This is a genomic window from Escherichia sp. MOD1-EC5990 (assembly GCF_002965285.1).
GTDB lineage: Bacteria > Pseudomonadota > Gammaproteobacteria > Enterobacterales > Enterobacteriaceae > Escherichia > Escherichia coli_F.
This window is the reverse complement of sequence record NZ_PTRV01000009.1, coordinates 173302-186488: the sequence shown is the minus strand read 5'-3', so window position 1 is coordinate 186488 and position 13187 is coordinate 173302. Positions and strand designations below refer to the sequence as shown.

General features: G+C 53.4%; 11 protein-coding genes. All 11 read right to left on the bottom strand.

The features are described 5' to 3' along the window. Positions 1–149: 149 nt before the first annotated feature. The 11 genes from rnr to amiB all read right to left on the bottom strand — a co-directional run bounded on the left by rnr (position 150) and on the right by amiB (position 13181). The gene (gene rnr / locus BEB42_RS13215) at positions 150–2591 is read right to left on the bottom strand and encodes a ribonuclease R (protein ID WP_000076316.1); all 2442 of its coding nucleotides are present in this window, start codon (positions 2589–2591) and stop codon (positions 150–152) included. Between the two features lie 38 nt (positions 2592–2629). Next, positions 2630–3055, bottom strand: a complete 426-nt coding sequence (gene nsrR, locus BEB42_RS13210) for a nitric oxide-sensing transcriptional repressor NsrR (protein WP_001177639.1) — start codon at positions 3053–3055, stop codon at positions 2630–2632. Between the two features lie 204 nt (positions 3056–3259). Then, the gene (gene purA / locus BEB42_RS13205; protein WP_000527940.1) at positions 3260–4558 is read right to left on the bottom strand and encodes an adenylosuccinate synthase; all 1299 of its coding nucleotides are present in this window, start codon (positions 4556–4558) and stop codon (positions 3260–3262) included. 103 nt (positions 4559–4661) lie between these two features. Further along, positions 4662–4859: a DUF2065 domain-containing protein gene (locus BEB42_RS13200; protein ID WP_001089292.1), complete on the bottom strand. Its 198-nt coding sequence runs from the start codon at positions 4857–4859 to the stop codon at positions 4662–4664. Between the two features lie 81 nt (positions 4860–4940). Next, positions 4941–5945 carry a protease modulator HflC gene (hflC, locus tag BEB42_RS13195; RefSeq protein WP_001232412.1) on the bottom strand — a complete coding sequence of 335 codons (1005 nt, stop codon included), beginning with the start codon at positions 5943–5945 and terminating at the stop codon, positions 4941–4943. Positions 5946–5947: 2 nt separating this feature from the next. Beyond that, positions 5948–7207 (bottom strand): FtsH protease activity modulator HflK, encoded by a 1260-nt coding sequence (hflK, locus tag BEB42_RS13190; RefSeq protein WP_000312477.1) that lies wholly within the window; start codon positions 7205–7207, stop codon positions 5948–5950. Between the two features lie 85 nt (positions 7208–7292). Beyond that, on the bottom strand, positions 7293–8573 hold the full coding sequence (hflX, locus tag BEB42_RS13185) for a ribosome rescue GTPase HflX (protein ID WP_000460360.1): 1281 nt from the start codon (positions 8571–8573) through the stop codon (positions 7293–7295). Positions 8574–8649: 76 nt separating this feature from the next. Continuing rightward, the gene (gene hfq / locus BEB42_RS13180; RefSeq protein WP_001051883.1) at positions 8650–8958 is read right to left on the bottom strand and encodes an RNA chaperone Hfq; all 309 of its coding nucleotides are present in this window, start codon (positions 8956–8958) and stop codon (positions 8650–8652) included. Positions 8959–9043: 85 nt separating this feature from the next. Beyond that, the gene (gene miaA, locus BEB42_RS13175) at positions 9044–9994 is read right to left on the bottom strand and encodes a tRNA (adenosine(37)-N6)-dimethylallyltransferase MiaA (protein ID WP_001280339.1); all 951 of its coding nucleotides are present in this window, start codon (positions 9992–9994) and stop codon (positions 9044–9046) included. Beyond that, positions 9987–11834, bottom strand: a complete 1848-nt coding sequence (mutL, locus tag BEB42_RS13170) for a DNA mismatch repair endonuclease MutL (protein ID WP_001353511.1) — start codon at positions 11832–11834, stop codon at positions 9987–9989. Before mutL ends, miaA begins: the two co-directional genes overlap by 8 nt. Before the next feature lie 9 nt (positions 11835–11843). Further along, a complete protein-coding gene (gene amiB, locus BEB42_RS13165; RefSeq protein WP_000990287.1) occupies positions 11844–13181 on the bottom strand; it encodes an N-acetylmuramoyl-L-alanine amidase AmiB in 1338 nt (445 codons plus the stop codon). Positions 13182–13187 lie beyond the last annotated feature (6 nt).

Below are 13187 nucleotides of genomic sequence, written 5' to 3'. Positions count from 1 at the left end.
TGCACTACGTTTATCCGGCCTACATGATCTCTGCAATATATTGAATTTGCGTGATTATGTAGGCCGGATAAGGCGTTCACGCCGCATCCGGCATGAACAAAGCGCATTTTGTCAGCAATCTAACCCTCTTCTTTTAAAGAGGGTATTGATCACTCTGCCACTTTTTTCTTCGCCGCACGCTTCGCTTTGGTCGCTGCGGCTATTTTCTGCGTTTTCGCCGATGGCTTTTTCGCTTTTCTCGCGTCTTTCTTCGCCGCTTTCGGCTTCGTTTTTTTCTCACCGCGGAAGGCGCTGTCTGGCTCAAAGTTTACCTTTTTACCGACCTGACGACGCTTGCCGCCTTTTTTGCCTGCATCGCCTTTTTTCGCTTTCTCGCGCGCCGTTTTACCGACGTTGCGCGGTGCGCGTTCACTGGAGATCAGACTAAAGTCGATTTTGCGCTCGTCCATATTAACCGCTTCGACGCGAACTTCCACGCGATCGCCCAGGCGATAAGTCTGGCCGCTGGATTCCCCCATCAGGCGTTGCCCTACCTGGTCAAAGCGATAGTAGTCATTGTCCAGCGAAGAGACATGGACCAGACCATCAATGAACAAGTCGTCCAGACGGACGAAGAAGCCAAAGCCAGTGACGCTGGAAATTACGCCTTTAAAGACGTTACCTACCTGGTCGAGCATGAAGTCACACTTCAGCCAGTCAGCGACATCGCGCGTTGCTTCGTCGGCACGACGTTCCGCCATCGAACAGTGCTGACCCAGTTGCAACATCTCTTCCATCGAATAATGGTAGCCGCCGGTTTCAGTGGTGTTGCCCTGATGCCCCTGCTCTTTCGCCAGCAGATATTTAATGGCGCGGTGCAGCGTCAGGTCAGGATAACGACGAATCGGCGAAGTAAAGTGCGCATAGGACTGCAATGCCAGACCGAAGTGACCACGGTTTTCTGGATCGTAAATCGCCTGTTTCATCGAGCGTAGCAGCATGGTTTGCAGCATTTCTGCATCAGGACGGTCGGCAACCGACTCCAGCAGTTCCGCGTAGTCACGCGGTTCCGGCTTGTTACCACCCGGCAGCTCCAGCCCCAGCTCCGCCAGCACTGAACGGAAAGAGGTAATCGCTTCGGTGCTCGGCTTGTCGTGAATACGGAACAGTGCCGGTTCTTTCGCTTTCTCAACGAAACGCGCCGCCGAGATATTCGCCAGAATCATGCACTCTTCAATTAATTTGTGCGCGTCGTTACGCTGGGTCTGTTCGATACGTTCAATACGGCGTTCAGCGTTGAAAATGAACTTCGCTTCTTCGCTCTCAAATGAGATCCCACCGCGTTCTTCACGGGCTTTATCCAGCACTTTATAGAGGTTATGCAACTCTTCGAGATGCTTAACCAGCGGGGCGTACTGCTCGCGCAGATCCTGATCGCCCTGCAGAATATGCCAGACTTTGGTGTAGGTCAGACGCGCGTGAGAGCTCATCACCGCTTCGTAGAATTTGTAGCCCGTCAGGCGGCCTTTCGACGAAACCGTCATCTCGCACACCATACACAGGCGGTCTACCTGCGGGTTGAGCGAACACAGGCCGTTAGAGAGCACTTCCGGCAGCATCGGGATAACCTGCGAAGGGAAGTACACCGACGTGCCACGGTTACGCGCTTCTCTGTCCAGCGGCGTTGGCGGACGCACATAGTAGCTGACGTCGGCAATCGCGACCCATAAACGCCAGCCGCCGCCGCGTTTTTTCTCGCAGTAAACTGCATCGTCAAAGTCACGGGCGTCTTCGCCATCAATGGTGACCAGCGGTAAATCGCGCAGATCAACACGGCCCGCTTTTGCTTCTTCCGGCACTTCTTCTTTCAGCCCGGCAACCTGTTGCTCAACAGCCTGCGGCCAGATGTACGGAATTTCATGGGTACGCAGAGCGATATCAACCGCCATGCCGGTGCCCATATTGTCGCCCAGCACTTCGACGATTTTACCCACCGCTTTGGTGCGGCGAGTCGGACGCTGAGTCAGTTCGACTACGACCACAAAGCCCATCCGCGCGCCCATGATCTGATCGGGCGGGATTAAGATATCGAAGCTCAGACGGCTATCGTCAGGAACCACAAAGCCGACGCCCGCTTCAGTAAAGTAGCGACCAACAATCTGGCTGGTTTTTGGCACCAGTACGCGGACAATACGCGCTTCACGACGACCTTTACGGTCAGCGCCCAGCGGCTGCGCCAGCACCTGATCGCCATGAATGCAGGTTTTCATCTGCTCGCTGGAGAGATACAAATCATCTTTACGCCCTTCAACCCGCAGAAAGCCGTAGCCATCACGGTGGCCAATAACGGTACCTTTCACCAGGTCGAGGCGTTCCGGCAGCGCATAGCACTGACGGCGAGTAAAGACCAGTTGACCATCGCGCTCCATCGCGCGCAGGCGGCGACGCAGGCCTTCAAGCTGCTCTTCGCCTTCAATGTGCAGTTCTACCGCCAACTCATCACGGCTGGCCGGTTTTTCACGTTTGGTTAAATGTTCGAGGATAAATTCCCGACTAGGGATGGGATTCGCGTATTTTTCAGCTTCGCGTTCCTGGAAAGGATCTTGTGACATCTCGGTTCCTCCGTTGTCATCTCTGATGAAGATTTTCGTCACTCCACCAGCAATAATTTATAAAGCGGTTGATTCTCTTCAACCAAATCGGCAAGCGTGTAGTTATCCAGTTCCGTAAGAAAACTTTGCACGGCCTTAGAAAGTGCCTGTTTCAACCGACAGGCAGGTGTAATGTGGCAAAACTCACTGCTGCAATTCACCAGCGATAAAGGTTCCAGCTCGCGCACCACATCACCAATACGTATCGCACTCGCCGGTTTCCCCAGGCGAATGCCGCCATTTTTTCCACGAACAGCAGTCACGTAGCCGGCACGACTAAGTTGATTGATTATTTTGACCATATGATTACGGGAGACGCCGTAGACGTCAGTCACTTCAGAAATACTGGTCATCCGCCCTTCTGGCAATGACGCCATGTAGATCAGCGCACGTAATCCGTAATCAGTGAAACTCGTTAACTGCACATCAACCTCAAAAGGGAAATCGGGAAAAAATACATTTATATTGATGATAAACCAGCCACAAGCTGTGTCGCTAATTTATTTCAGTTTGGGGAAGGAAAAAAGCGAGGATTTAACACTGTGTCGGAAAGCGTAATGGCTTAACCGACACAGCAATGTATCACACTGTTAGCCCGGCAGGCAAAATATCTGCCAGGCGTACCAGAATTACGCGTCGAACGGATCGCGCAGAATCATGGTTTCAGTACGATCCGGGCCGGTAGAGATGATATCGATCGGCACACCGGTCAGTTCTTCAATACGCTTGATGTAGTTCAGTGCCGCCTGCGGCAGACCGCTACGATCTTTCACGCCGAAGGTGGATTCAGACCAGCCCGGCATGGTTTCGTAAATCGGCTCTACACCTTTCCAGTCGTCTGCTGCCAGCGGAGTGGTAGTCACTTCGCGACCATCCGGCATACGGTAAGCCACGCAGAGTTTCACCTCTTTCAGGCCATCCAGAACGTCCAGTTTGGTCAGGCAGAAGCCAGACAGGGAGTTCAGCTGTACCGCACGACGAACGGCAACGGTGTCCAGCCAGCCGGTACGACGACGACGACCCGTAGTTGCGCCGAATTCGTTACCCTGCTTGCAGAGGAACTCACCAGTTTCATCAAACAGTTCGGTCGGGAACGGACCTGCACCTACACGAGTGGAGTAAGCTTTGAGGATACCCAGAACGTAATCAACATAACGCGGGCCCAGGCCGGAACCGGTCGCCACGCCACCTGCAGTGGTGTTGGAAGAAGTTACGTACGGATAAGTACCGTGGTCGATATCCAGCAGCGTACCCTGCGCACCTTCGAACATGACGAAATCGCCACGCTGACGCGCCTGGTCGAGCAGGTCAGAAACGTCAACCACCATAGAAGTCAGGATGTCGGCAACAGCCATCGTATCATCCAGAACTTTCTGGTAATCAACCGCTTCAGCTTTGTAGTAGTTAACCAACTGGAAGTTGTGATATTCCATCACTTCTTTCAGTTTTTCAGCGAAGGTTTCTTTGTCGAAAAGGTCGCCAACACGCAGACCACGACGTGCCACTTTATCTTCATAAGCAGGCCCGATACCACGACCCGTGGTGCCGATCGCTTTCGCGCCGCGCGCTTTCTCACGCGCGTTATCCAGCGCAACGTGATAATCAAGGATCAGCGGACATGCTTCAGACAGCAGCAGACGCTCACGAACGGGGATGCCACGGTCTTCAAGTTCTTTCATCTCTTTCATCAGCGCGGCCGGAGACAGCACAACACCGTTACCGATGATGCTGATTACATTCTCGCGGAGAATACCTGATGGAATAAGATGGAGAACGGTTTTTTCACCGTTGATTACGAGAGTATGGCCTGCGTTGTGACCGCCCTGGTAGCGTACAACATATTTAGCCCGTTCAGTCAGAAGATCGACGATCTTACCTTTACCTTCGTCACCCCATTGGGTGCCCAGTACGACGACGTTGTTACCCATTTTTCAAAATCACCGTTTGCTTAAAAATGGATTCTACCATCGCTTTTTCAGAGTTACAGCACTTTTTGCACTCAAAAATGACCTCGATCAGTCTGTTTTTTGTTCAGCCAATCGTTTTCCTCAACATGTAGTAGACCACAACGCCCGCAACCACAAGTCCACCGCCAAAACGACGTAAAATATTATCGGGCAAATTGGTCATCGCAGCGATCATCTTCTTCCATGCCTTCGGGTAAAGCATCGGCCCTAAACCTTCCAGCACCAAAACCAGGGCAAGCGCCAGCCAGATTGTCGAATTCATTCATTATCCTTATAGAAAAAGAAAACCACCGACATCCCTGAGGATGCGGTGGCTTTATTGACCTGTACCGCAGTCGTTATATTAACGCGTTGCGGAAGTCGGCGTCTTCATGTAGCGGAAGAAATCGCTGTCCGGGCTCATGACCATCACGTCCTGATTGCCAGAGAAGCTGTTCTCATAAGCACGCAGGCTACGGATGAATGCGTAGAAGTCCGGATCTTTACTGAATGCATCAGCAAACAGTTTGGCTGCTTCTGCATCGCCTTCACCACGCATGATGCGGCCCTGACGCTCCGCTTCTGCCAGCGTTCTGGTCACTTCATAGTCGGCAGTCGCGCGCAGTTTTTCCGCTTCTTCCTGACCTTGTGAACGGTGACGACGTGCTACCGCTTCACGCTCGGCGCGCATGCGGTTGTAGATCGCTTCAGACACTTCGGTCGGCAGGTTGATCTGCTTGATACGCACATCGACAACTTCAATACCCAGCGCCGCCATACTGTTCGGGTTGATGACCGGTACTTTACCCTTCGTCTCAGCCGTTACGCGCTCTGCCGCTTCGGCAATGGCGTTATCTGCAGCCGGAGTAGTAACTTCATCTTCTGTACCCGCAGAACCGGAGTTTAGCGCGTCACGTACTTCCAGGGTCAGACGACCACGAGAATCGGTGACGATGTCTTTCACATCCAGACGACCAATTTCAGAACGCAGACGGTCAGAGAACTTACGTTTCAACAGCACTTCCGCTTGCGAAATGTCGCCACCGCCCGTTGCCAGGTAGTAACGACTGAAATCACTGATGCGCCATTTGATGTAAGAGTCGACGATCAGGTCTTTCTTCTCTTTAGTCACAAAGCGGTCGGCCTGGTTGTCCATGGTCTGAATACGTGCATCAAGCATTTTCACCGTTTCAATGAACGGTATCTTGAAATGCAGACCCGGCTCATAAACCAGAGGTTTGTTGTCATCGTCACGCAGTACCTTACCAAAACGCAGCGTAATACCGCGCTCACCTTCTTTGACGACAAAGACAGACATGTAAAGCACTACCAGCACGATGATGATAATCGCGATAACTGACTTACGCATCGTTATTCCCCCTGACGCTGGTAGTCGTTACGCTGCGCGTTAGCGCGGCGTTGGTCCATAATATCGCCCTGACTGGTGGACGACGTGTTGCTTGCTCCACTGGTTGTGGAGGAAGAGGCTGGCGGCAGACGCAGCAGATTGCTGGCACCGTTATCGCTCTTCGCCGCAGGGGCGTTACCACCTTTCAGCATCTGGTCTAACGGCAGAACCATCAGGTTGCCACCTTTATCGTTAACCAGCACTTTGCGGGTGTTGCCCAACACTTTTTCCATCGTCTCGATATACAGACGCTCGCGGGTAATTTCCGGCGCAGCTTTATATTCCGGCAGAAGTTTAGCAAAGCGTGCCACTTCACCCTGGGCTTCCAGGATAGTCTGAGCCTTGTACGCACGCGCCTCTTCGAGGATACGTTGCGCCTGACCGTTCGCACGCGGCTGAACTTCGTTGGTATACGCTTCTGCTTCACGAATGTATTGCTGTTCGTTTTCACGCGCGGCAATCGCATCGTCAAACGCCGCTTTTACTTCTTCCGGCGGACGAGCTGCCTGGAAGTTGACGTCCAGCAGAGTGATACCCATGTCATACGGACGAATCGTCTCTTCCAGTTCGCGCTGAGTATCGCTACGAATCACGGTACGACCTTCCGTCAGAATGCGGTCCATGGTGTATTTACCGATAACCCCACGCAGGGCGCTGTCGGTAGCCTGACGCAGGCTGTCATCCGGGCTGGTCACGCTATATAGATATTTTTCCGGATTGGTGACGCGGTACTGTACGTTCATCTCAACGCGCACCACGTTTTCGTCCGACGTCAGCATCACACCGGAAGCAGCCAGTTCACGCACGGCTTCCACATTCACCGGTTTGACTTCGTCGATAAACGTCGGTTTCCAGTTCAGACCCGGCTCAACCAGATGGCTGAATTTACCAAAGCGTGTTACCACGCCGCGTTCGGCTTCTTTAATGGTGTAGAAACCACTGGCCGCCCAAATAATGACAATCGCTGCCGCTGCGATGGTAACGACACGACCGCCAAGCTGCGGGCGCGGGCCTTGCGATGAATTACCACCGCCAGATCCGGTGCCTTTACCGCCGCCCAGACCACCGAGCTTTTTGCTCAGTTTGCGGAAGATATCATCTAAATCAGGTGGCCCTTGATCGCGACCGCCTTTGTTTCCATTTCCCTCAGAGTTGCCGCCAGGTTTGCTGCTTCCCCACGGGTCGCGGTCTTGTCCGTTATTACCGGGCTGATTCCACGCCATGTTTGTGCTCCATATTTGTTATGCGGTGATCCCTGTTGTCTTTCGACGCCAGAGGATATGACTCCACGCTTCAGACGCTACGCCGTTAGATCAGGTAATCGATCAACGCCGGTTCTTGTTTACAGAGGCGACGCCAGTCAACGATCGGCATACGAACTTGCAGACTTACGCTGCCGTCCTCCTCCATCCACTCTTTTTCTATTGCCTGAAGCTGATAAAAACGACTTCTCAGACGCCCTTCCTGCGGTGGCAGACGCAATGTATGCTGCGCCACCTCGCCGGAAAGCCGCTCCGTCAAAGCCTGAAAAAGCTGTGGTATCCCCGCTCCGGTCTGTGCGGAAAGCCAGACACGGATCGGTTTGTTCTCTTCGTCCCGATCAATACGCGGTTCGAAATCTTCCAGCATATCGATCTTGTTCATCACCAGCAGGGTTGGGATCTCGTGAGCATCGATCTCTTCAAGAACCGTATTCACCGCTTCGATGTTTTCTTGTACTCGCACATCTGCCGCGTCAATGACGTGCAGCAGCAATGTGGCTTGCCGCGTCTCTTGTAACGTGGCTTTAAATGCCGCCACCAGATCGTGCGGCAGGTGGCGAATAAACCCTACGGTATCTGCCAACACGGTTTCACCGACATCCGCGACGTCAATACGCCGCAACGTCGGGTCGAGGGTGGCAAACAACTGGTCTGCCGCATAGACCCGCGCTTCGGTGATGCGATTGAAAAGGGTAGATTTACCGGCGTTGGTATATCCCACCAGCGAAACAGTAGGAACGTCGGCTTTGATACGCGATTGCCGCCCCTGCTCACGCTGTTTTTCAACTCTTTCCAGGCGCGACTGTATCTGCACGATGCGATTACGCAACAAACGACGGTCGGTTTCGAGCTGGGTTTCACCCGGACCACGCAAACCGATCCCGCCTTTCTGTCTTTCAAGGTGGGTCCAGCCACGCACCAGGCGCGTAGCCAGATGGCGCAACTGCGCCAGCTCAACCTGCAACTTACCCTCATGGGTACGCGCACGCTGGGCGAAAATATCTAAAATAAGGCCGGTGCGGTCGATAACACGACACTCGCACAAACGCTCCAGGTTACGCTCTTGCGCCGGGCTCAGGGCATGGTCAAAAAGAACGACCGAAGCACCCGTCGCTTTGACAGCTTCCGCAATTTCAACTGCTTTACCTTCACCTACAAAATACTTTGGGTGCGGCGCTTTACGGCTACCGGTAATCACCTGCAATGCTTCGACACCGGCGGAAGAGACCAGAGATTCAAACTCCTGGAGGTCTTCCATATCTTTGTCTTGCGTAAAATAGATGTGTACCAGTACCGCCTGCTCACCAGCATCATAACGGTCAAACAAGCGTATAACCCTCTAAATAGATCAGCGGGGAACGCAGGATCGCTGGCTCCCCGTGTAAAAAAAACAGCATGAAACCTTATTCGGTTTCTTCGCTGTCCTGTTGCGCGGAAGTATTCTGCGCGCTGCTACCATGATGGTAGTTACTGCTGGTACCGCCACCGGCGTTGTTACTGTGATGAGAAACCGGGCGAGACGGGACAACAGTAGAAATCGCGTGCTTGTAAACCATCTGGCTGACCGTGTTTTTCAACAGGATCACGAACTGATCAAAAGACTCGATTTGTCCTTGCAGCTTAATACCATTCACCAAATAAATAGAAACTGGAACACGTTCCCGACGCAGTGCGTTCAGGAACGGATCTTGTAAAGATTGCCCCTTAGCCATTCTCTCTTTTCCTTATATGCTTATTTGTACTTTGAACCTTTCGATTCTGAAAAAATTGCGCACGATACGTCTCAATTGTACACATTCAGCCTGCGATAGCACCAACAACCTGTAATACTTCATCACGCGCCTGTTCTGGTTTTTCACTGTCAAGCCAGTGAACCCCTTCCCAACCACGCAGCCAGGTTATCTGCCGCTTCGCCAACTGTCTCGTGGCGCAAACACCTCGATAAACCATTTCATCGTATGAGATTTCGCCTTCAAGGTAAGACCACATCTGGCGATAACCCACGCAACGAATGGAAGGCAAGTCCGTATGCAAATCTCCTCGGGCAAAAAGCGCCCGGACTTCTGCTTCAAAACCTGAAGCCAACATCTGATGAAAACGCTGCTCAATTCGTTGATGGAGCAGTTCACGGCTCGCCGGGGCGATGGCGAACTGATGCACCTGATACGGTAGAGCGTCTCCTGACGTTTGCGTCAGTTCCGTTAAAGTTTTACCCGAAATGAAAAAAACTTCCAGTGCCCGGGAAAGCCTTTGTGGATCATTTGGATGAATCCTTGCTGCCGCAACCGGATCGATCTCCTGAAGTTGACGATGCAATGACTCCCAACCTTGCTCTGCCGCCTGTTGCTCAATTCTGGCCCGCACTTCGGGGTCTGCCGACGGTAGCGGCGACAACCCTTCCAGCAATGCCTTGAAATACAACATCGTACCGCCCACTAATAGTGGGATCCGCCCCGCCGCGGTGATATCAGCCATTTCCGCCAGCGCATCGCGGCGAAAATCAGCGGCCGAATAAGCCTGCGACGGATCGCGAATATCCAGCAATCGGTGCGGCGCGGCGAGTAACTCTTCAGCGTTCGGCTTCGCCGTCCCGATATCCATCCCTTTGTAAATAAGGGCAGAATCAACGCTTATCAACTCTACTGGTAAAATTTTACGCAGCTCAATGGCTAACGCCGTTTTACCGGAGGCCGTCGGCCCCATCAAAAAAATCGCCTTAGGCAGGCTCGCCTTACTGATATCACTCATCTTTCAGGGCTTTTATCGCCGGATGTAAATCAACAGATTGTAACAGACCACCCGGCGGCGTTTTCACAAGTTGCGGACATAACCGTTCCACGTCCGCCAGCAGGGTGATGGCCTGTGCCATTGACCACTGCGCATGTTCGCTCATCAGATTTCGTGCAATCCACTGCGCAATATTGCCAGGTTCGAATACGGACTGCTTCGCCAGGTAGCCTATCAGTTCAGGAATCAAGATTTGTAAATTTTGTTGGCGTAAGGGTAAAGGCACGGCCCTGATGGTCACATACTGTGCATCGGACTGGAAATCAATACCCAATTCCGCCAGGGCAGACTGCGCTTTTTCTAATGCCGATTTTTCTTCGCCAGAAACTTTTAGCCGCAACGGAATAAGCAACGGCTGAGCGCAAACTGGCGTTTCACCCGGCGTCAACTGCGCCTGACGCAGCCAACGTTCTGCCACTGGCAGGGCTAAAAGTGAAATGTTGCCGTCGCGCTCCAGCAACGCACAGTCGGAATGGACGATAGTCAGTACTCGACCAAAACTCTGACTGTTCGCCGCAAGCGCTGGCTCCTGCGGTTCAGGTGCTTTTGGTTTTTGCATCGGCGCAGGCGTTTGCAAAAGCTGGCGATACACTTCACCTTGCTGTTTCTGGTAGCCTGGCTGCGCATTCGGCCAGGAAGCTGCTGGACGACCACCAGAGGCGGGCGCAGGAGAGTAGCGGGGGGCTACCGGTTCACGAACTGCCGGTTCAGCAAAATGATTACGCCCGGCGGCCACGCGGTTCTCCGGAATGGTGCGCGGTGCAGGTTGAGGTTCATCGTCCAGTGGCAGCGGCGTTTCCAGCTGTTGTTGTAGCACACTCAGCACGCCCTGATAGATAAAGTCGTGCACCAGACGCGACTGATGGAAACGCACTTCGTGTTTGGCGGGGTGCACGTTGACGTCCACTTGATGTGGGTCGATCTCCAGATACAACACAAATGCCGGTTGCTGATCGGCCCCCAGTTTGTCTTCACAGGCCTGACGGATCGCATGATTGATCAGGCGATCGCGCATCATGCGACCATTCACGTAGCAATACTGAATTTCTGCCAGTGCGGGCGTGGTGTGATTCGGATCTGCCACCCAGCCGCGCAGCGTGAGATCGCCGTGTTGCCATTCAATCGCCAGCGCTTGTTCGAGAAAAGCGGTGCCGCAAATCGCGCCTAAGCGCCGTTCTTTTTGCCCGCCTTCCGGCACTGCGCGGTACTGGCGAACTATTTTGCCGTTATGCGACAGATTGATAGTGACGTCGAAACGCGCCAGCGCAATGCGGCGGATGATTTCATCAATATGGTTAAATTCGGTTTTCTCGGTACGCAGGAATTTGCGCCGCGCCGGGGTATTGTAGAACAGATCCAGCACTTCCAGCGTCGTTCCCACCGGATGCGCCGCCGGTTTAACCGTCACGTCCATATCGCGCCCTTCGGCATACGCTTGCCATGCCTCCTGCTGCTCTGCGGTGCGCGAAGTGAGCGTCAGACGGGAAACTGAACTGATACTCGCCAGCGCCTCACCGCGGAACCCCAGGCTGATAATAGCTTCGAGATCGTCCAGAGAGGCGATTTTACTGGTAGCATGACGCGCCAGCGCCAGCGCCAGTTCATCTTTTTTGATACCGCAGCCGTTATCACGAATGCGGATAAGTTTCGCCCCACCGCGTTCGATATCAATATCAATACGCGTCGCACCCGCATCGAGGCTGTTTTCCACCAGTTCTTTGACTACCGACGCAGGTCGCTCGACCACCTCACCTGCGGCAATCTGGTTCGCCAGTTGTGGCGGTAAGACCTGAATTGGCATCAATCATCCTTAGTTTGGCAGCGTGCGATCTGGCGTCGTCACCGTGCTGGCCGTTTGTGCCGTTGCCCCCTGCGGCGCAGATTGCATCGGATGCGCAAGGAAATAATTGCGCAGGCCTTTGTAAATGGCTTCTGCCAGCTGTTGTTGGTAATCGTCGCTCGCCAGCAAACGTTCTTCGCTGTTGTTACTGATAAAACCGGTTTCGACCAGTACTGATGGGATATCCGGCGAACGCAGAACGCCAAGGCTGGCGTGTTCTGGTCGACGTTTATGAATTTCGCCGATGCGTTGCAACTGACTGATCATACTGGTCGCCACATCATACCCTACCCGCTGGGAATGACCGAACTGTAAATCCAGCACCGCCTGGCTTAAATACGGGTCAGACTGACTGTTCGCCAGCACATCGCCCGCTCCGCCCAGCAGCTCCGACTGTTTCTCGTGCTGCTCCAGCCAGCTGGCCATTTCGCTGTTGGCGCGACGGTTAGAGAGCACCCATACGGAAGCGCCAGTCGCACTGCGGTTCGGTGCGGCATCAGCGTGAATCGACACGAGGAAATTAGCGTTTTGCTTACGTGCCACATCGCTGCGCCCCATCACCGAGATAAAGTAATCCCCGTCACGGGTTAAAACGCCCTTAAACATTGGATCGTCATTGAGCAAAGTACGCAATTTACGTGCGATGGCGATGGTGACATTTTTCTCCCGCGTACCACCGGGGCCGATAGCGCCAGGATCCTGACCGCCGTGTCCGGCATCAATAGCGATGATAATTTTATCGCCTGTGTTAGCCGTCGCGCGCGCTGCCGGACGCGTTACCGTATTACTGCTGATAATACCCGTAGTGCGGTTACTTTCGGTTTTAAACGGATTGCGCGCTGGTTCGCTGACGCGCGGTGCGACAACCGCAGGCGTTTCAACGCGTTTCGCAACCACAGGCGGCGGAGGAGGCGGTGGTGGAACATCGGCGTTAATCGTAAAGACGACAGTGTAATTGCTACCATTCTGCCGCTTCACCGCTTCGGTTTTACCGTTTTCGGTGAGATCGACCACTAGCCGTAGCGTTTGTGCATCTTTAGGCGTTCCAGAGCGAATCGCCTTCACCAGATTATTACCGCTGAACAACAACGGTAGCCCCTGAATCACGCCCGTTTGTTTGATATCGAGCGCCACGGTGCGTTTGTTTTGATGGCTAAACGCGTAATCAGGATCGCCAGTAAAACTCAATGTTATTCGCGCCTGTTGATTACCGTTAGAAACCTGAATATCAGAGAGCGTAGCGGCGCCAGCCTGCGCGCACAGCAGCAGCAGCGTCGCTACCAACCAATTTCTGATGCGATACATCATCCCGCC

Bases quoted from the DNA above. Each gene is read 5' to 3' on its own strand.
- hfq (WP_001051883.1), bottom strand. From the start codon at position 8,958: ATGGCTAAGGGGCAATCTTTACAAGATCCGTTCCTGAACGCACTGCGT.
- rnr (WP_000076316.1), bottom strand. From the start codon at position 2,591: ATGTCACAAGATCCTTTCCAGGAACGCGAAGCTGAAAAATACGCGAAT.
- amiB (WP_000990287.1), bottom strand. From the start codon at position 13,181: ATGATGTATCGCATCAGAAATTGGTTGGTAGCGACGCTGCTGCTGCTG.
- hflK (WP_000312477.1), bottom strand. From the start codon at position 7,207: ATGGCGTGGAATCAGCCCGGTAATAACGGACAAGACCGCGACCCGTGG.
- BEB42_RS13200 (WP_001089292.1), bottom strand. From the start codon at position 4,859: ATGAATTCGACAATCTGGCTGGCGCTTGCCCTGGTTTTGGTGCTGGAA.
- miaA (WP_001280339.1), bottom strand. From the start codon at position 9,994: ATGAGTGATATCAGTAAGGCGAGCCTGCCTAAGGCGATTTTTTTGATG.
- purA (WP_000527940.1), bottom strand. From the start codon at position 4,558: ATGGGTAACAACGTCGTCGTACTGGGCACCCAATGGGGTGACGAAGGT.
- mutL (WP_001353511.1), bottom strand. From the start codon at position 11,834: ATGCCAATTCAGGTCTTACCGCCACAACTGGCGAACCAGATTGCCGCA.
- hflC (WP_001232412.1), bottom strand. From the start codon at position 5,945: ATGCGTAAGTCAGTTATCGCGATTATCATCATCGTGCTGGTAGTGCTT.